The following is an 18,933-nucleotide window of genomic DNA, read 5'->3' as shown; positions in this document are numbered from 1 at the left end:
ATAAAAGTAATACATCAAAAACAGTGATAAAAGTTGCAATAACTAGGGGAGGATCTTAAATAAAAGATTTAAAGTAATTGCCGCTCCAATAACTTCCGCTACATCAGTTGCCATAATTGCTAGTTCAATTATAATCCAAAGGATAAAAATTAATCTTTTACTAGTACGTGCACGAATGGCTTGTGCTAAATCCATTTATGTAACGATTCCGAGCTTTGCGGCCATATATTGTAAAAGCATAGCCATTAAACTAGAAATTAAAATAGTAGAAATCAAAAGATAATTAAAACTCTGACCACCATTAATTGAGGCTGCCCAGTTTCCTGGATCCATGTATCCAACAGCAACTAATGTACCAGGACCAATATATGCTAAAAGCATCCTGAAGAAATTACGAGTTCTGGGAACTGGAATAGTACTATTAATTTCTACTAAAGATTTACCATTTGCGTATGAAATAAAACTATGATCTTCCATCTTTACCCCTATCCATGAATTCCAAGGGTCATCCGGGCCACTCTAGACATCATACTTGGATTCCATTGCGGATACCAAACGAGTTTAATTTGGCACTCATCAACTTCATCGACACTTTTGGCAGCTTTAGTAATTTCGTGATCTAACCACTCACTTAGAGGACATCCCATAATCGTTAAAGTCATCGTAATCTGACATTTTGTCTCGCTTACTTCAATACCATAAATTAATCCCAAATCAACGATGTTAATCTGCAGTTCTGGATCAATTACTTTTTTTAAGGCTTGGTAAACTTCCTTTTCGGTATTAGATAATTTTTCTATTTCTAGCACTATCCAATTGCTCCTTCCATTTGGAAGCTAATCAAGCGATTAAGTTCGACTGCATATTCCATTGGTAATTGCTTAGTAAAGGGTTCAACAAAGCCCATAATAATCATTTCAGTTGCTTTTCTTTCTGGGATGCCACGACTTTCTAAATAATACAGCTGGTCTTCAGAAATTTTAGAAACTGTGGCTTCATGTTCCATCGCTACATTTGAATTTTCAATAGCATTAGTTGGGATCGTATCAGAAGAAGACATATCATCCATAATAATCGTGTCACATTCCACGTGTGCCTTTGAGCCATCTGATTTTTTAGAAAACTTAACACTACCGCGATAATCTGTTGACCCACCGCCCTTGGCAATTGACTTGGACACAATTGAGCTAGAAGTATTAGGAGCATTATGAAACATTCCAGCTCCAGAATCTTGGTGAATACCGTGATGGGCAACTGCAATTGAAAGCATAGTACCACGAGCGCCTTCACCGTTTAAATAGACACTTGGATATTTCATGGTAACTTTCGCACCTAAATTACCGTCTACCCATTCCATTGTTGCATGCTTTCCAGCAACTGCACGCTTTGTTTCTAGACTATAGACGTTATCAGACCAGTTTTGAATTGTAGTATAACGACAATATGCATTATCTAAGACATTTACTTCAACAACTGCCGCATGTAAAGAATCTGAAGAGTATTGCGGAGCAGTACATCCTTCAACATAGTCAAGATGTGCATCCTCATCAACAATGATCAATGTTCTTTCAAACTGTCCTGAATTTTCTGCATTTAATCTAAAATATGCCTGAACTGGTGTTGGAACTTGTACTCCTTTTGGCACATAAATAAAAGTTCCTCCTGACCAAACAGCACAATTTAAGGCAGAAAATTTATTTGAATCAATTGGAACTAACTTACCAAAGTATTTTTTGAATAAGTCAGGATACTCCTGCAAAGCTGTATCCGTATCAGTAAAGATAATCCCTAGTTTATCAAATTGTTCTTTCATTTTATGATAAACCATTTCCGATTCATATTGGGCAGCTGAACCTGCTAAGTATTTTCGTTCTGCTTGCGGTACACCCAGTCGCTCAAAAGTATCCTTAATATCTTGTGGTACATCCTTCCAATCACGATATTTCTTATCGGTCATTTTTTGATAATAAAGCATATTATCTAGATCAAGTCTTGAAAGATCGGGACCAAAATCTGGCATTGGCATTTTCTCATAAATATGAAAAGCTTTTAAACGATAATCTAACATCCATTTAGGTTCATGTTTTTCTGCTGAAATTTGTCGAACTACTTCTTCTGTTAAGCCACGACCAGTTGAAAATTTCGGTTCTACATTATCGTGAAAGCCGAACTGATAATCTTCGTCTTTAACTATATCCTCTGCTTTAGTCATTTTCTTCTTCCTTTTCTTTACCAAGTAATGCTCGATCTAGTCCCCACCATGCTAAAGTAGCACATTTGATTCGGGCGGGAAATTGCATAATATTTACTAATACTTGGGCATCTCCTAATTGTTCTAATTTTAAAGTGTCGCTTTTCTTGTCGGCTGCTAAGTTTGAAAATAGCTGTGAAAGCTCAATTGCCTCTTTGATACTTTTTCCTTTTACCAAATCTGTCATCATACTGGCAGACGCTTTACTGATTGTGCACCCTTCGCCGTTAAAAGCAATTTTTTTAATTTTATTATTTTCAATCAAAATTGTCAGATGAATTTTATCACCGCAACTTGGATTATATACAGTAGTTTCATGACTAAAGTCAGTTAGTTGTCCATAATTTCGCGGCATTTGAGCATGATCTAAAATTACAGCTTTATATAAACTTCTTAATTTATCTAAACTCACTGAAAAACTCCTTTGCTTCATGGAGAGAACTTACTAATTTATCAATATCATCTTTAGTATTATAAATAGATAAACTAGCTCGAACAGTTGACTCCGTATTAAGGCTAGCCATTAGCGGCTGAGCACAATGATGGCCAGCACGAACTTCAATTCCGTTTAAATCTAGTGCAGTCGCTAAGTCATGGGGATGAATATTCTTTAAATTAAAAGATATTACTCCAATGCGACCATTACTTTTTTGTGGACCATAGATTGTTAATCCTGAAACATTTTTAAGCTTTTCTAAGGCATAACTTGTCAATTCCTGTTCATGTTTTTGAACAAGGTCAAAGTCTAGAGACTGCAGATAATCAATTGCTGCTCCAAGTCCAATGGCACCAGCAATATTTGGTGTACCAGCTTCAAATTTATATGGTACTTCTGCCCATGTCGCTCCTTCTCTAGTTACATTAACAATCATTTCACCACCCAAACGATAAGGTGGCATTTTATCTAAGAGATCTTTTTTCCCATATAAAACACCAATCCCTGTCGGAGCAAACATTTTATGGCCAGAAAAAGCATAGAAATCTACATTTAACTGAGCTACATCAATTGGAAAATGCCCAACTGCCTGTGCCCCATCAACTACAACAATTGCTCCTTTTTCATGAGCTAGATCAGTAAGCTCCTTAATTGGATTAATTGTGCCTAAAACATTGCTTACATGCGTCAAGGCAACAATTCTAGTTTTTGAGCTGATTTTACTTTTTAAATTTTCAATATCAAGTAAGCCATCTGAATTTATTTCAATAAAGTTTAACTTAGCCTGTTTTCTTTTAGCAAGTTGCTGCCACGGCAAAAGATTACTATGGTGTTCCATAATTGAAACTAGGATCTCATCCCCTGCCTGAATATTTTGTTCACCAAAGCTAGCTGCAACTAAATTTAAACTATCAGTGCATCCAGAAGTAAAAATAACTTCTTTAGCATTATTTGCGCCAATAAAATTAGCCACCTTTTGACGGCTTGATTCATATTGATTAGTAACTCTTAAGCCTAATGTATGAACTCCACGATGGACGTTTGCACGTTCTTTTTCATTAAAATCTCTAACTTTTTCTTCAACAAATTTCGGTATTTGGCTAGTTGCAGCATTATCTAAATAAACAAGAGTTTCATCATTAATCTTTTGATTAAAAATTGGAAAATCCTGCTTTATTTTTTCAGTGTTTAATTTGGCCATCGATCAGTTTTCTCTCTAGAATATCAATCATTTTTCTGCGAACATCTTTATTTGGAATTGCATCTAAAACTGCACCTAAAAAGCCACGTATAACTAATCTTTGTGCCTGATCGTAAGGAATTCCTCGACTCATTAAATAGTTCATTTGGACTTTATCAACTGGACCAACACTAGCAGCATGAGCTGCAATAACGTCATTTTCATCAATTAAAAGTAATGGATTAGCATCCCCATGAGCTTCATCCGACATCATTAGGACTCTATTTTGTTGATCAGCTTTTGAGCCATGTGCACCATGCACAATTTGACCAATTCCATTGAAGATCAACCTGGAATTTTCTAGTAAGACCCCACGTTGATTAATTAATCCAGTTGAGTGCGGACCACGATTAGTTACGCGATTATTAATTCCCACTTTTTGGTTAGCAGTTGTAACTGCGATTGCCTTAGAATCTGCAAAGCTTCCTTCCCCAACTAACTCAGAATCAAGATCTCCCAGTGTATTGCAATCGTTCATAAAAGCAATTGCCCATTCAACATGGGCATCTTTTTCAATTTTTGCTCGACGATTAAAGTAAAGGGTTGTGTCTTGGCTAAGTTCATCAAGTGAAGAGAATTCAATATGACTCCCTGGGCGTGCTATAAGCTCAACCATTAAACTTGCTGAACTAGCTTTCTTCTCTTTATCTTGAATTTCTTCTAAAAATTTTACTTTACTATTATTATCGGCAACGATTAAAAGGTGAGAAATATAGGTATCTTGAGTTGGGCTTAAAGAAATTGTAATCGGTTCGGTTAAGATAGTATCTTTAGGAATATAGAGGAAAAGTCCAGAATTTAAGTAGGCATAATGATAGGCAGTTAATTTATCTTCATTATGTTTAATTACTGACCCGAAAGTTGACTGCACAAGTTCCGGATATTTTTTACTTGCTGTAAAAATATCGGTTAAGATAATGCCTTTCTTTTCTAAAAGTTTCTGCTCCTCTTTTAAAGAAAAGTCCGCTTGATTAGACCAGGGAAAATCTTCTTTTTTAATCAAAGGCCAATCTTGATACGAGAATCGCTGCATTTTAGGATAATCAAGTTCTTCTAGTCTTTCAAAAGCCTTAAGTCTTAAATCAGTTAACCATGAGGACTCATTATTTTTATGAGAAAAATTAAGCAAATTTTCTTTAGTTAGCATAAAACTCTCCTAATTCTCATCAACTAATTTAATATCTAAGCCAAGTTCATCACGTAAACCTGCATATCCCTCTTGTTCAAGCTTCTTAGCTAAATCAGGACCTCCATCTTTTACAACTCGTCCATCCATCATGACATGTACAACATCTGGGACGATGTAATCAAGCAAACGTTGATAGTGCGTTATCATTAAAGCACCAAAACTATCTCCTCGCATTGCATTAACTCCTCGCGATACTACTCGCAATGCATCAATATCAAGACCAGAATCAATTTCATCTAAAATTCCAAAACTTGGTTTAATCATTAACATCTGTAAAATTTCATTACGTTTCTTTTCTCCACCTGAAAATCCTTCATTAAGATATCGTTCAGTCATGACCTCATTCATATCTAACAAATCAAGGTTCTTATCCAATTCATTCAAGAAAGTCATAACTGATATTGGATCATCTTTTGGTCGACGAGCATTAATTGCAGCACGTAAAAATTCTGCATTAGTTACCCCAGGTACCTCTGCTGGATATTGCATGGCTAGAAATAGCCCCTTACGAGCTCGCTCATCTACGGGCATTTCAACAATGCTTTCATTATTTAACAGAATATCTCCTTGAGTAACATGGTAGCGGGGATTTCCCATAATTGTTTCAGATAAAGTAGATTTTCCTGTTCCATTAGGCCCCATAATTGCGTGAATTTCACCAGTTTTCAGACTTAAATTCACGCCTTTAAGGATCTTTTTTCTACTCTTCTTATCCTTATCCTCAACTTCAACATGTAAATCTTTAATTTCTAACGTAGCCATGTAAATCCTCACCTTTTATCATTCTATATTTAGTGTTATCAGCTCTAGATAACATACAACATATAGATAATATTAATCCTATTAAAGCTATAATTTTAGTCTTGACTTTTGATTAGAAGTTCTTAGCCCTATTCTAATAACAAGTAAATTTTATTGGCTGCATAATTTTCCCTGTTCATGAATCTAGTTATTTTAGTGCTAAGATACAAATGAGGTAATTTCATTCCCGCGATGCCTTATCTTCTTGTTTAAAGAGTCGGTGGAGGCCTAAAATGATGAAAAATATTTACATATATAAAAAAGAGGTTGATTTAAAATCAATCTCTTTTTTACTAAATCAAACCCATCTTTACCAAATACTCTGCATTTTCTACAGTATTCCAAGCAGCGCCTTTTAATAAGTTATCGGAGACAACCCACATATTAAAGGCTCCCTTGTTTTCATAATCAGGACGAATTCTTCCAACAAAGGTATCGCGTGAACCTTCTGCATTAATTGGTTGAGGATAAATTTGATTTTTAATATCGTCTTGTAATACATCCCCTGGGAAATCTGCAATCACATCCATAATATCTTCCGCAGTAGCTGATTCATCTTCCACAGTGAAATAAACACTTTCCCCATGAGCGATTGGTACCGGTACACGCACACAAGTTGCAGTAACTTTAATATCCTTAGAATTCATATCATTGAGCATAATCTTCTTAGTCTCGTGAATCATTTTCCATTCTTCATGAGAATAACCACTATCTTCTAAAACATCAATCTGAGGAAGTAAATTAAATGCTAAAGGATAATGCTTTTTATCACCTTTAGTTGGCAAAATCTTGGCATCTTCTTGCATGTTCTTCCCATCTAAGTAGGCTTGCGATTCTTTCTTAAGCTCATCGATTGCGGCTTGGCCTGCACCAGACGCAGCTTGATAAGTTGAAACAATAATTTGCTTTAAGCCAAACTTTCGGCGAACTGGTTCTAGCGCCATCACCATCTGAATAGTGGAACAATTTGGATTAGCAATAATGCCATGATGATTCTTTAAAGCTTCCGGATTAACTTCTGGAACGACTAAAGGCACATCTTCATCCATTCTAAAGGCACTGGTGTTATCTACACAAACGGCTCCTCTTTTAACTGCTTCTGGTAAAAACTTCTTTGATACACTGCCACCAGCTGAAGATAACACTAAATCAACACCATCAAAAGAATCAGGAGTGGTTTCTTCAACTACTAAATCTTGATTACGAAACTTAAGATGCGTGCCCGCTGAACGTGATGAAGCAAGCAGCTTCACGCTTTTAACCGGAATCGTTGACTTAGCTAATTGGTCAATCATTCTTCTCCCAACTGCACCAGTAGCACCTAAAATTGCAACATTATATTCCTTACTCATTCTTCATTACCTTCTTTTAAAAACTCCCCAATTCTCTTTAACGCAACTTGCAAAGCCTCATCTGATGAAGCATAGGATAATCTAATGTAACCTTCTCCACCAGGTCCAAATGCACTTCCTGGAGTAACCCCAACTTTTTTCTTAAAAGCTAAATCTAGTGCAAATTGCATATCATCGGTGCCATATTTTTCTGGAATTTTTGCAAAAATATAAAATGCACCTTGGGGATTAACAAATTCAACGTCCATTTTACTTAATTCATTTACTACAAAATCACGTCTTTTTTGATAAATCTTTTTATACTCTTCTGAATCGTTAATTCCATTAGTAAGTGCCTCAATCGCCGCTGCTTGAGAGGAATCAGTAGTGGTAGTAACCATTAAGCCATGAACCTTACTAATTTGATCCATTACCTTTTTTGGTCCAGCAATATAGCCTAAACGGTAACCCGTCATTGCGTGAGACTTGGATAAACCAGAAATATATAAAGTTCTCTCTGGAATCTCCGTAGCAATTGAATAATGCTCAACACCATAAGTTAATGAACTATAAATTTCATCAGTAATCACGTAAAGATTGTATTTTTCGACTATTTTAGCCAGTTGCTTGATTTCTTCATGACTATATTCAACTCCAGTTGGATTAGTCGGATAGTTGAGAATTACCCCTTTAATAGTCGAATCATTTTTTACTACCTCTTCCAATTTTTCGGCAGTAAGTTTAAAATCATCGCTTGCTGTATTCACTAAAGAATATTGAACACCAGCTAAATTAGCAACTGGCCAATAAAGTGAAAAAACAGGTGTAGGGACTAAAATTTTATCTTCGGGATTAAATAAAGCAAAAATAGCGACATTAATTGCTTCTGTAGCTCCCACTGTAGCTACAATTTCACTCTTAGGGTCATATTTAACGTGAATGGTTTTGTCTAAAAAACGACTAATAGCCTCTAAAAGCTCTTTCTTTCCTTTTTGAGGGGCATAATGAGAGTCATTTTCCTCAATACTTTTAACAGCCGCCTTTTTTACATGTTCAGGTGTATTTAAATCTGGTTCACCTAAAGTCAACTTAATAATGTTGGGAATTTCTGAAACTTTATTATCAAAAATCCGAATTCCTGATGGCTTTAAATTTTCAACCTTTTCACTAAAATGAAGATTATCAGCTAATTCTGGCATTTTAGGCCTCACAATCTATAAAATATTTTCTAATCCAACTATCAATTCATGTAAAGAATCAACTTTTTCAAGTGCTACTTTAACTCCGCTCATAAATGATTCACGATCAAACGAATCTTGTCGAATAGTCAAAGCTTCTCCGTTACCGCCGAACAAAACTTGTTCATGAGCAATGTAACCTGGAAGACGAACAGAATGGATCTTAATTCCTTCATAATCACCACCACGAACATGAGCTAAGCTTTCAACTTCATTAGGAGCACTTTCATGTTTTGGACGATTTTCTGCAATTAATTTTGCCGTGCTTAAAGCCGTTCCCGAGGGAGCATCTTTCTTATCAGCATGGTGCATTTCAATAATTTCAACATCTGGAAAGTATTTGGCAGCTTCTTTTGCAAATTTCATCAGTAAGACCGCAGACATTCCAAAATTAGAAGCAATTATCCCTCCTACTTTTTCTTTTTGGGCTAAGTCCTTTAGTTCTGTCACTTGTTCATCACTTAAACCAGTCGTTCCCACGATCGGCGAAATATGATGCAGAATTGCATATTTTACATTTTCATAAACTGCATTAGGAGTAGTGAAGTCAATCCAAATATCGGCAATATTTTCAGGAATATCGCTCAATTGATTAAAAATTTGAGCACTCTTAGGAAGATGATATTCTTCAGGATCATGATTAGCATGGGGACTAAGACCTGCTACAATTTCAAAATCGGCCATGTTATTTACTAAGTTCACTACTTTTTGCCCCATGGCACCCGCAAAACCAGCAATTAAAACTTTTTTAGTCATTTTCTTCCACTTCTTTTCCTAAATCTAGTGGTAATTCGTGCATTAAAGCATCATCTTTTAAACCTAAATGTTGTGCTAAGGTTACTTTTTCTTCTTCGTTTAAACTTACTAATGGCAAACGACAACCACCAGTCTTAAATCCCTGGGCATTCAAAACTGCCTTAACTGGCGATGGGGATGGATACATAAATAATGCGGCCATTCTTGGAGTTAACCATCGTTGAAAGCGTGCAGCCTCAGGATAGTTTCCAGCGTACAAATCATCGTACATTTCACGCATTTGCTTAGAATAAACGTGTGAAGCCACTGATACAACACCATTTGCCCCAAGCAAACGCGCGGTCAAAGCCTGGCTGTCCTCACCAGTAAAGACTTGGAAATCACTATCCTTATGATCAATAATGTATTCCAATTCCTCTAAGTTGGCACATTGCTTAATTCCTTTAATATTTTCAATGTGAGAGAGTTGAACCACAGTTTCTTGATTCATTTTGACTCCAACACGGCCTGGAATGTTATAAATCAAAATTGGAAGATCAACATTCTCGGCAACTGCAGTAAAGTGAGCTACCATACTACGCTGATTTGGCTTGTTATAAGGAGGAACAACAACTAAGGCATAATCAATTCCTTTAATTTTTGCTACTTCATTAGTAAATGCAATTGTTTCAGCGGTGTTATTGCTTCCAGTTCCGGCGATGACTGGAACACGGCCATTTACAATTTCACCAAATTTAGTATAGAGCTCAATTTTTTCATCATGAGATAAAGTTGGTGTCTCACCAGTTGTTCCCCCAATAACAAAACCATTGGTCCCTTGACTAATCAAATAATTAGTTAGCTTCTTTAAACTGTCATAATCGATTTCTTCATTTTCATCAAAAGGAGTTACAAGTGCCGTTAATAAATCAGTATCAATTAATCTTGTCAATTTTATTTCTCCATTCTATAAATCAAGAATCCTTTAATAGCTTCTATACCTCGCATAATACTGCTTTCATTAGGTGTTAACGTTGCCGAATGAAGTTCGGAGTTATCTTCTACTCCTAACCAAAACATCACTCCAGGGAATTTAGCTAATAAAAATCCAAAATCTTCTCCCGTCATTGCTGGCGCTGTTTCAACATAGTTGACTTGGGGATTATTTTTCATATACGAGATAAATTGCTTAGTTAATTCAGGATTATTTTCAACAGGCCAATAGCCTCCTTGATTCAGCTGCAATTCAACGTCCAAATTATAGCTACGAGCAATACCTTCACAGATATCTTTTAAGCGTTGATCAATTTGAACAATCATTTTTTGAGTTAATCCACGAATTGTTCCCTCAATTCTGGCATGGCCTGCGATTACGTTTCGAATTGTACCCGCTTCTATTTTTCCTAAAGTTACTACCCCACTTTGAATGGGATCGATACTTCTAGAAATAATAGTTTGAATTTGCATAATTAAACTAGCTGCTGCCACAACCGTATCATTAGCATTTTGCGGAAAAGCAGCATGACCACTTTTACCAGTAATATCAATATTTACCTCAGTGGTTCCGGCAAACAAAGTCCCCATTCGACAACCAATTGCCCCTGCTGGCAAAGCTGGATTGTCATGTAAACCATAAAATTCATCTGGTTTAAATTCATCATGAAAAATTCCTTTTTCATATGCTTGTTTGCCGCCGCTTTCACTTTCTTCGGCTGGTTGAAAGAAAAATAACAAATTATCTTGAGGTTGATTTTCACTAAAATAATTTAAAAGTCCTAAAGCAACTGTCATATGAATATCATGTCCGCACGCATGCATTACATTAGGATTTTTAGAAGCATACGGAAGATTAGTTTTTTCATTAACAGGTAAAGCATCAATATCTGCGCGATAACCAATAGTTCTTTGAGGATTTTTACCTTTTACTAATACTAAAATGGCAGTTGGAAGTGATTGTGGTACTTCGATTTTTAAATAATCTTGATTAAAGCCCCTGATAGTATTTAAAAGATAATCATGAGTTTTAAATTCTTTAAGAGCTAATTCTGGAATTTGATGTAAATGACGTCTAATCTGAATGAGTTCTTTTTCTGTTAAAATCATTGCTATATCTTTCTTAAATTATCTTCTAAACCAGTTTTGCTTTCAGTTTTTTGATCAACTTTTTTAATAACTTTAGCTGGCACACCTGCTACCACAGTATAAGGAGCTACATCATGAGTTACAATTGCCCCCGCCGCAATTACAGCACCTTCGCCAACATGAACGCCTTCAATTACTACTGCATTAGCACCAATTAAAACATTATCATCAATTCTTACTGGTTCCGCAGAAGCAGGTTCAATTACCCCTGCTAAAACTGCATTGGCACCCACGTGGCAATGCTTTCCTACAATAGCACGCCCTCCTAAGACAGCACCCATATCAATCATAGAATCATCACCAATTTCAGCACCAATATTAATCACAGCTCCCATCATAATTACTGCATTATTACCAATTACGACTTGATCTCTAATTAAAGCGCCTGGTTCAATACGAGCGTTGATTTCTTTTAAATCAAGTAAAGGTACAGCAGAATTACGGGCATCGTTTTCGACATGATAATCTTCAATCTCTTGCGAATGGTTTGCTAAAAATTCTTTTACTACTTGCCAATCTCCAAAAATCACACCACTTTTAGCAGTGACAAAATCTTGAATCTCTTCTGGAAAGTCAATATTTTCCAACTCTCCTTTAAGATAAACTTTGACTGGCGTTTTTTTAGGAGCATTTCCAATATAATTAATAATACTTTGAGCATCTAGTTTTGACATTTTTATCTCTTTTCTACATTAAATATTGTAATCTTGGTCTAAATGAACTAAATCTTCTAAGGATTCTCTTCTAATAACTACTTGTGCTTTCCCATCTTCTGCAAAAACGACAGCGGGACGAGGATTACGATTATAATTTGAAGCCATTGAGTACCCATAAGCACCAGTATCAAGCATTGCCAAAATATCACCTGCTTTTAGTGAAGGTAACTTAGCATCTGCTAAAATATCGCCAGATTCGCAATATTTACCAGCCACATGAAATTCTTGACTAGCCTTTCTTTGCGGATCGTTAGCCAAAACCGTTTCATATTTTGCTTGGTAAAGAGCTGGCCGAATGTTGTCTCCCATCCCTCCATCAACAGCAACATAAGGAACTAAGCCGGGAATTTCTTTCATGCTTCCTACTTTGTATAGATTGTACCCTGCTGGTCCTACAATGGAGCGACCAGGTTCAATATCAATTTCAGGAAGCGGGAAATTATGTTTAGTTGCTTCATCTTTAATGGTTTTTACAATAGCTTTTACAAATTCTTCTGGCTTTAGAGGATGATCTTCTTGAACATATTTAATTCCAAAACCACCGCCGACATTGATTACTTGAGCTGTATAATCATAATTTTTTCTCCAAGATGCTGCGACATCAACTAATTTAGCTGCTGCCATTTCAAAACCATTAAGTTCAAAAATTTGTGAACCGATATGAGCATGGATTCCTAACATATGCATTCTTTGATTTTTCAAAACTTCTTGTAAGGCCTTGTCGGCTTGACCAGACTTTAAATCAAAACCAAATTTGCTATCTACTTGACCAGTTTGATCATATTCATGAGTGTGAGCTGAAATACCCAGCGTGATTCTAAGCATGACGTTGATCTCACTATCTTGTTCTTCAAGCACCTGATTAAGTAAATTAATTTCATAGAAATTATCAATCATAATCTTGCCAACGTGGTTTTTGACAGCCATTTCAAGCTCTTCTTTTGATTTATTATTGCCATGAAAACTAACCCGCTCCATTGGAAAATTGGCCTTCATAGCTGTATAAAGCTCACCTGCAGACACAACATCGGTATAAGCTCCCTCCTCATTGGCAACTTGATACATCGCAATTGAGGCGAAAGCTTTACTAGCATAACTCACTGCATAATTAAGTTGTTCTTCTTCAAACACCTTTTTAAAAGCACGAATTTGATTACGAATTTGGCTAACATCATATACAACTAAAGGAGTTCCATATTCTTTGGCTAGCTTAAGGCTATCCACTCCTCCAATAGTTAAATGGCCTGCTTGATTAATCTGATTAGTAATTTGTGAATTCATATTTTGCCTGCATTTCTAAAAAATAGAAGCGCTAATAAAAAAATCCATTGTCTGCGCTCAACAAACAACGGATTAAATTATTTTTAATCTTATGATCGATAGCGCTCCGCGAATTTTAATTTTCGCGACAGTTTACAATCTCTTAAATTGCATCCCAGCAAATAATACTTGGCCTCATATTATCACTTCGGCAACCTCCCCTTTCACAATTCATCATAGTTTTGCCTAAACTCCTAATTGCTACTTTTGTCAGTTGCGCCTCTTCGAATTTGACTAAATTGTATATTTTATTAAAAACAGAGTCAATAGTTTTACATGATTTTTTAATTTTTATTGCAAGTTTGAAAATTAATGTTAAACTTGCAATAAAAATCTTTTAACTAAAGCCCATTTACTTGCAGCTTTAATTAAACTAAAAGGAAGTACTGATATGAGAGTAGTAAAATTTGGTGGCAGTTCGCTAGCCACCGGCACTAGTGTGAATCAAGCACTTGAGATTATTTTAGCTGATCCATCTCGACAAGTGATGGTTGTCTCAGCTCCTGGTAAAAGAAATAGCTCAGATATTAAAGTTACAGATCTTTTAATTAAATATGCAAAAACTGTCCTAAATTATCAGAACTATTCAAAAATAGTTGACGAAATTTATAGTCGCTATCAAGAAATTGGTCATTTTTTTGGATTAGATGAGACTCAACTTAACATAATTAAAGACATTCTACTTTCTTTACCCGAATCTTCTTATCCAACTAATGATTATCTAATTGCCGCATTTAAAGCTCATGGCGAACGATTAAATGCACGATTAATTGCAATGATTTTAAATCAAAAGGGAATTAAAACTAAATATTTAGATCCTCATGAAGCTGGGCTAACCGTTACTGGTGAACCGAATGATGCCATTGTGAGTCCTGAGACCTACCTCAACCTTGATAAAATCAAAATAGATTCTGATGAGCATATCATCTTTCCAGGCTTTTTTGGTATTACACCTTCTGGCCATATCGCCACTTTTTCTCGAGGAGGTTCGGATATCACTGGGGCAATTTTAGCTAAAGGATTGCATGCAGGCCTATATGAAAACTTTACTGACGTCAATGGAATCTTCGCAGCTAATCCCGTTATCATTCATCATCCCCAATCTATAAAGACCATGACTTACCGTGAAATGCGTGAATTGTCATATGCAGGATTTTCTGTTTTTCATGATGAAGCTTTAATCCCAGCTATTGAAGGAGAAGTTCCAATTAACGTCAAAAACACTCATGATCCTCACAATCCTGGTACCATGATTGTGCCTGACAAGCGATTTAAGCCTCTTAATCCCATTACAGGAGTAGCTAGTCAAAAACACTTCTCTGCTCTTTATTTGCACAAATATTTGCTTAATAAAGAGGCCGGCTTTACTTTACGTATCTTACAAATTCTTTATAAGCATAATATTCCTTACGAACATATGCCTTCTGGGATCGACGATATCACAATTATCTTTAATCGCCAGTTTTTAAACGATCAATTAATTGATTTAATTTGTAACGAAATTCAGTCTTTAATTAATCCTGATCAACTGGAATGGATTGATGATTATGCCATTATTATGATCGTCGGCGAAGGAATGAAATATGAACATGGAATTAGTTCACAAATCTTATCCTCTCTAAATAAAGAGGATATTTCACCTCAAATGATCAACCAAGGCGCTTCACAAATTTCAATCATGATTGGAACCAAGAAAGAAGAAGCTGATCAAGTAGTTAAAACAATCTACAAACAATTTTTCTAGAAAGGATTCTTTACATGTCAACTTTATATAAAGTGCACGGCTCTCAAAACCATTTTTTTATTCTAGATCAAACAGAACTTTCCACTCCTCTTACAAATACAGAATTAGTTGAATTTACTAAAAAAATCACCAATCCCTCATCAGGAATTTTAAATGGAGCCGATGGTGTTTTAGCAATTAATTCTCCTACACGGCCACAAGCTTTAGCGCAAATGCGAGTTATCAATGCCGATGGTAGTGAGGCCTCAATGTGTGGGAATGGACTAAGAACTGTCGCTCGCTATTTATTCGAAAAATATAATCAAGACAACTTTTTAGTAGACACCATGAATGCTAATTTACGTGTTCGTAAGCATGATAATTTAGCTAAAGGAGTAAAAGCCTTCGCAGTCGAGATTTCTCCGGTATCTTTTAATAAAAGCTCCCTTCCCTTTCAAAATTTAGGTTACAATCGAATCATTGACCAATATTTACCAGAAATTTATCCCGGTCTACGTTTTACCTCAATTGCCGTTCCCAATCCCCATTTGATTAGTTTTATGGATCAGAATCAAATTAAAAGTAATATTTTAAAAGAAGTTGGAGAATATTTAAACGGTGATAATCCTTACTTCCCAGATGGAGTCAATGTCAACTTTGCCCAAATCATTGATAAAAATAAGCTCTTTGTACGTACCTATGAGCGCGGAGTAGGTTTTACAAATGCCTGCGGAACTGGAATGTCAGCCACATCTTTGGCATTTTGTTTGACCTATCCGGAGAAAGGCTTCTTTAATCAATCAATTGACGTTTACAATCCGGGTGGAAAAGTTCAAACAATTGTCCATCACGAAAATCATACTTATTGGATCGAATTAATTGGGAATGCTACCTTCACTGATCAAATTGAAATTAGTGAAGCTGACTTACATAATTGTGATTTTTCAAACATAAATACAACTTCTACTGAAGAAGAAAGTGACTATCAAAATTTCATTCAAAACTTGCCCCATTTCAATAATTTCAGTGCAAACTAAAAAAGAGAGGAATTACATTCCTCTCTTTTTAATGGTTCTATACTTTTCCTGTTGATAAATATCTATGATATTCTATCGACAGGATTTTTTATTGCATAAAAAAGAGGCCATAGCCTCTCTTAACTTAAAATCCTTCTTCGACCAATTCAATTAAGTTTACTAGGAGTTTTTGCTATGTCCTCTCTTAATGATTGTATTAAATTTCATCTCAATATTTAAGATCCTAATATTATTTTTTCTGATTATTTTAAAAAATATATTAACGGCGAATATCATAATCTCTATGTAGCTGAACGTATTCAGCCGCATTGTCCTTACTGTCTTTCCTCTAACCTTAAGCATAATGGTCATTATACTTCTAACGTACGCTTTATTACTGCTGATGCTAGCTATCCAGTTATTATCAGGTTTAAAAAACAGCGCGTTTTATGTAATGCCTGCCTTAAAAGATCACTAGCTCAGTATAATCTTATTAATAAAGGCTGCTATATCTCTAACACTTCTAAGCGAAAAATACTTTATGCTCTTCTAAGTTCTATGATGATTTTGATCATCTACGTAAACAATTAGCTTTTGGTAAGTTCAAAGGTGTAAGCAAAAAGCTTCACTTCATTTGTCTAGATGGTGATACTCACAAAGTTGTTCAAATTCTTAGGACTCGTTTCAAGCCTGATATTCTGCACTATTTTTATAAGTTTACTCCTAAGGCTCGCTCAATGGTTAAGACAGTGACCATGGATCTTAATTGCTATTATCCACTTGGATTATGCAGGACTTTATGACTGCTATTCAAAATAAAAATGAAAAATAGATTATTCACTTACTTAACTCAAAACAAACTGTAGGCAAGCAAATGCATCAAACACTACTGACCTTTAAGCATAATTATACCGAAGCAGATTGAGCGTACCACTTACGGATACAATAATTTTAGACATTTATTAATTAGAATTAGACTAGAGGAAAATTTGGTCAAAGAAAAAGAGCCAAACAACTATTTTCTAGTTGCTTAGCTCTCTTTACAAACTATTCATCAACCAGATTTGACAAACAGCCAATTTTATTTATTTTCCAAAAAAGCTCTGCTGATTTTCAGCAGAGCTAAATATTTAATCTTCTTCTAAAACGGAAGCTACTTTTTTAGATTTAACAAAATGAACAACTAATCCAACTACTAAACCAACCAAAGCTGGTACGAGCCATGAAAGTCCCATATTAGCTAATGGCAAATTATTTCTAAGAGAAGCAACAGCTAAACCAAATGAGCTTTGACTTACAACGCTTGGAAAAGCAACTACCATGTCACCTAAAGCAGGAACAACTGTAAATAGGATTACAAAGAAGTAAACAACTCCATCTGTTTTAAATAATGGTGAAAAAACAGATAATAAGATTAATACCATTGATAATGGGTATAAGAACATCAACATTGGAGTTGACCAAGCGATGATTGTGTCTAATCCAAAGTTAGCTGCTAAGAATGATGCTAAGCAGCTAAGTGCCAACCAAGCATGGTAGCTGACTTGTGGGAAGTGCTTATGGAAGTCTTGTGCAAAAGCTGCAACTAATCCAACAGCAGTAGTTAAACAAGTAACAGTTAATAAGAAAGCAAGTAAGGCTTGACCAAATACACCGCCATAAACATTAACGATTTGGTTAAATGCAACACCACCGTTATCGGAAACCTTAAAACGACCTAATGACATTGCACCCATTAAGATTAACAATAAATAGATAAAGCCGATAGCCAAAACTGCTAACAAACCAGATTTAGCAACTACTTTAGAGACGCTCTTAGCATCTTTTTGTCCCATACCACGAACAGCAGTAACAACTGTAATACCAAAGGCTAAACCTGCTAAAGCATCCATTGTGTTATAGCCTTCTAGGAATCCGTTAACTAATGCTCCATGCTTGTAAGCACTTGTTACAGCTGCAGTTTGTGGGTTACCCAAAGGACGAGCAAAAGCAACAACGAATACTAAAAATAATAGAGATAAAAATAGTGGATTTAATACTTTACCAACGTTAGACAAGATGTTGTTTTGATGGTAAGAAAATGCAAAGGCTGCTAAAAAGAATAAAGCAGAGAAGACTAATAAGGCTGTTCCTTGCATGTTCTTAGGAATAAATGGTGCCATTCCCACTGTAAATGAAACAGTGGCTGTTCTTGGAGTACCAAATAAAGGTCCAATTGTAGCATGGATTAACACCATAAATACAACTGCAAATCCTGCACCTAAAGGCTTTCCAATGTCATAAACCCCATCAGCGTGGGTAATTGCAACTGCTAACACTGATAATAAAGGCAGTAATACACCAGTGATTAAAAATCCAACAGCAGCTGTTCCCCAATTGGCTCCGGCAAGTTGGCCCAAATGTAATGGGAAAATTAGGTTACCAGCTCCAAAGAATAAACCAAATAGCAAGGAAGCAACTACTAGGTAATCCTTCCATGTTAATTTACGCGATGTATATTCTGTCATCATATTCTTTCCCTCCAGAAAATAAATATCTGAATACAAAAAAAGTCCCTCAACCAAATTACTTTGATTGAGGGACGCTTCAGCGTGGTACCACCCTTTATTTATATTGCTATCACTAACAATACCTTTCACGTGCGGCCAATTACTTGGCGATACGTTGGCACTATAATGGGTGCTCCCACTTCTTCTTACTCAAGATTAAGAATTAGAACTCGAAAGTGATTTTCATTTAATCTTAGAATTTATCTCCTCACACCTAACGAGACTCGCTGTAAATTAAGACTAAAC

General features: G+C 35.7%; 16 protein-coding genes, 2 pseudogenes, 1 riboswitch and 1 other annotated feature (1 of these 20 cut by a window edge). Of the genes and pseudogenes, 3 read left to right on the top strand and 15 right to left on the bottom strand.

The features are described from left to right. Window positions 1-42: 42 nt before the first annotated feature. From HMPREF0528_RS09665 to lysA, 14 genes and pseudogenes are all read right to left on the bottom strand, one after another. Window positions 43-381, bottom strand: a pseudogene (locus HMPREF0528_RS09665) (Nramp family divalent metal transporter). A 104-nt stretch (window positions 382-485) separates the two neighbouring features. Beyond that, complete coding sequence (locus HMPREF0528_RS02530; RefSeq protein ID WP_004894698.1) at window positions 486-809, bottom strand: metal-sulfur cluster assembly factor; 324 nt, start codon at window positions 807-809, stop codon at window positions 486-488. Beyond that, window positions 809-2,212, bottom strand: coding sequence for a Fe-S cluster assembly protein SufB (gene sufB, locus HMPREF0528_RS02525; RefSeq protein ID WP_004894695.1), 1,404 nt, complete (start codon window positions 2,210-2,212; stop codon window positions 809-811). Before sufB ends, HMPREF0528_RS02530 begins: the two co-directional genes overlap by 1 nt. Continuing rightward, window positions 2,205-2,663: a Fe-S cluster assembly sulfur transfer protein SufU gene (sufU, locus tag HMPREF0528_RS02520; protein ID WP_034525085.1), complete on the bottom strand. Its 459-nt coding sequence runs from the start codon at window positions 2,661-2,663 to the stop codon at window positions 2,205-2,207. Before sufU ends, sufB begins: the two co-directional genes overlap by 8 nt. Then, on the bottom strand, window positions 2,650-3,888 hold the full coding sequence (locus HMPREF0528_RS02515) for an aminotransferase class V-fold PLP-dependent enzyme (RefSeq protein WP_004894692.1): 1,239 nt from the start codon (window positions 3,886-3,888) through the stop codon (window positions 2,650-2,652). Before HMPREF0528_RS02515 ends, sufU begins: the two co-directional genes overlap by 14 nt. Further along, window positions 3,869-5,074 carry a Fe-S cluster assembly protein SufD gene (gene sufD, locus HMPREF0528_RS02510; protein WP_004894690.1) on the bottom strand — a complete coding sequence of 402 codons (1,206 nt, stop codon included), beginning with the start codon at window positions 5,072-5,074 and terminating at the stop codon, window positions 3,869-3,871. Before sufD ends, HMPREF0528_RS02515 begins: the two co-directional genes overlap by 20 nt. A gap of 9 nt (window positions 5,075-5,083) precedes the next feature. Further along, window positions 5,084-5,878, bottom strand: coding sequence for a Fe-S cluster assembly ATPase SufC (sufC, locus tag HMPREF0528_RS02505; protein ID WP_004894681.1), 795 nt, complete (start codon window positions 5,876-5,878; stop codon window positions 5,084-5,086). A 332-nt stretch (window positions 5,879-6,210) separates the two neighbouring features. After that, window positions 6,211-7,269 (bottom strand): aspartate-semialdehyde dehydrogenase, encoded by a 1,059-nt coding sequence (locus HMPREF0528_RS02500; RefSeq protein ID WP_004894679.1) that lies wholly within the window; start codon window positions 7,267-7,269, stop codon window positions 6,211-6,213. Beyond that, entirely contained in the window at window positions 7,266-8,447 is a 1,182-nt protein-coding gene (locus HMPREF0528_RS02495; protein ID WP_004894677.1) for an aminotransferase class I/II-fold pyridoxal phosphate-dependent enzyme, read from the bottom strand. The genes HMPREF0528_RS02500 and HMPREF0528_RS02495 overlap by 4 nt, the downstream gene beginning before the upstream one ends. A 15-nt stretch (window positions 8,448-8,462) precedes the next feature. After that, window positions 8,463-9,242 carry a 4-hydroxy-tetrahydrodipicolinate reductase gene (dapB, locus tag HMPREF0528_RS02490; RefSeq protein WP_004894675.1) on the bottom strand — a complete coding sequence of 260 codons (780 nt, stop codon included), beginning with the start codon at window positions 9,240-9,242 and terminating at the stop codon, window positions 8,463-8,465. Next, the gene (gene dapA / locus HMPREF0528_RS02485; protein WP_004894674.1) at window positions 9,235-10,173 is read right to left on the bottom strand and encodes a 4-hydroxy-tetrahydrodipicolinate synthase; all 939 of its coding nucleotides are present in this window, start codon (window positions 10,171-10,173) and stop codon (window positions 9,235-9,237) included. The genes dapB and dapA overlap by 8 nt, the downstream gene beginning before the upstream one ends. Before the next feature lie 2 nt (window positions 10,174-10,175). Next, complete coding sequence (locus tag HMPREF0528_RS02480) at window positions 10,176-11,324, bottom strand: N-acetyldiaminopimelate deacetylase (RefSeq protein ID WP_004894673.1); 1,149 nt, start codon at window positions 11,322-11,324, stop codon at window positions 10,176-10,178. Between the two features lie 2 nt (window positions 11,325-11,326). Then, the gene (dapD, locus tag HMPREF0528_RS02475) at window positions 11,327-12,037 is read right to left on the bottom strand and encodes a 2,3,4,5-tetrahydropyridine-2,6-dicarboxylate N-acetyltransferase (protein WP_004894669.1); all 711 of its coding nucleotides are present in this window, start codon (window positions 12,035-12,037) and stop codon (window positions 11,327-11,329) included. Between the two features lie 18 nt (window positions 12,038-12,055). Further along, complete coding sequence (lysA, locus tag HMPREF0528_RS02470; RefSeq protein ID WP_004894667.1) at window positions 12,056-13,360, bottom strand: diaminopimelate decarboxylase; 1,305 nt, start codon at window positions 13,358-13,360, stop codon at window positions 12,056-12,058. Window positions 13,361-13,450: 90 nt separating this feature from the next. Then, window positions 13,451-13,632: riboswitch (Lysine riboswitch) on the bottom strand. A 158-nt stretch (window positions 13,633-13,790) separates the two neighbouring features. Between lysA and HMPREF0528_RS02465 the strand changes: the two genes are divergently transcribed. From HMPREF0528_RS02465 to HMPREF0528_RS08975, 3 genes and pseudogenes are all read left to right on the top strand, one after another. Next, the gene (locus HMPREF0528_RS02465) at window positions 13,791-15,143 is read left to right on the top strand and encodes an aspartate kinase (protein WP_004894666.1); all 1,353 of its coding nucleotides are present in this window, start codon (window positions 13,791-13,793) and stop codon (window positions 15,141-15,143) included. Window positions 15,144-15,157: 14 nt separating this feature from the next. Then, complete coding sequence (gene dapF, locus HMPREF0528_RS02460; RefSeq protein ID WP_004894664.1) at window positions 15,158-16,159, top strand: diaminopimelate epimerase; 1,002 nt, start codon at window positions 15,158-15,160, stop codon at window positions 16,157-16,159. 228 nt (window positions 16,160-16,387) lie between these two features. Continuing rightward, window positions 16,388-17,172: pseudogene (locus HMPREF0528_RS08975) on the top strand (transposase). Window positions 17,173-17,268: 96 nt separating this feature from the next. Here HMPREF0528_RS08975 and brnQ read toward each other — a convergent pair. Continuing rightward, the gene (gene brnQ, locus HMPREF0528_RS02455; protein WP_375710879.1) at window positions 17,269-18,648 is read right to left on the bottom strand and encodes a branched-chain amino acid transport system II carrier protein; all 1,380 of its coding nucleotides are present in this window, start codon (window positions 18,646-18,648) and stop codon (window positions 17,269-17,271) included. Window positions 18,649-18,712: 64 nt separating this feature from the next. Further along, window positions 18,713-18,933, bottom strand: a binding site (T-box leader) (it continues 25 nt past the right edge of the window).

The sequence above is a fragment of the Lactobacillus johnsonii ATCC 33200 genome, assembly GCF_000159355.1.
Taxonomy (GTDB): domain Bacteria; phylum Bacillota; class Bacilli; order Lactobacillales; family Lactobacillaceae; genus Lactobacillus; species Lactobacillus johnsonii.
The sequence above is the reverse complement of the archived record's forward strand: the minus strand, read 5'-3'. Positions and strand labels throughout refer to the sequence as shown.

Bases quoted from the DNA above. Each gene is read 5' to 3' on its own strand.
- sufB (WP_004894695.1), bottom strand. From the start codon at position 2,212: ATGACTAAAGCAGAGGATATAGTTAAAGACGAAGATTATCAGTTCGGC.
- sufD (WP_004894690.1), bottom strand. From the start codon at position 5,074: ATGCTAACTAAAGAAAATTTGCTTAATTTTTCTCATAAAAATAATGAG.
- HMPREF0528_RS02515 (WP_004894692.1), bottom strand. From the start codon at position 3,888: ATGGCCAAATTAAACACTGAAAAAATAAAGCAGGATTTTCCAATTTTT.
- HMPREF0528_RS02480 (WP_004894673.1), bottom strand. From the start codon at position 11,324: ATGATTTTAACAGAAAAAGAACTCATTCAGATTAGACGTCATTTACAT.
- dapF (WP_004894664.1), top strand. From the start codon at position 15,158: ATGTCAACTTTATATAAAGTGCACGGCTCTCAAAACCATTTTTTTATT.
- HMPREF0528_RS02465 (WP_004894666.1), top strand. From the start codon at position 13,791: ATGAGAGTAGTAAAATTTGGTGGCAGTTCGCTAGCCACCGGCACTAGT.
- brnQ (WP_375710879.1), bottom strand. From the start codon at position 18,648: ATGATGACAGAATATACATCGCGTAAATTAACATGGAAGGATTACCTA.
- sufC (WP_004894681.1), bottom strand. From the start codon at position 5,878: ATGGCTACGTTAGAAATTAAAGATTTACATGTTGAAGTTGAGGATAAG.
- lysA (WP_004894667.1), bottom strand. From the start codon at position 13,360: ATGAATTCACAAATTACTAATCAGATTAATCAAGCAGGCCATTTAACT.
- HMPREF0528_RS02495 (WP_004894677.1), bottom strand. From the start codon at position 8,447: ATGCCAGAATTAGCTGATAATCTTCATTTTAGTGAAAAGGTTGAAAAT.
- dapB (WP_004894675.1), bottom strand. From the start codon at position 9,242: ATGACTAAAAAAGTTTTAATTGCTGGTTTTGCGGGTGCCATGGGGCAA.
- dapD (WP_004894669.1), bottom strand. From the start codon at position 12,037: ATGTCAAAACTAGATGCTCAAAGTATTATTAATTATATTGGAAATGCT.
- HMPREF0528_RS02500 (WP_004894679.1), bottom strand. From the start codon at position 7,269: ATGAGTAAGGAATATAATGTTGCAATTTTAGGTGCTACTGGTGCAGTT.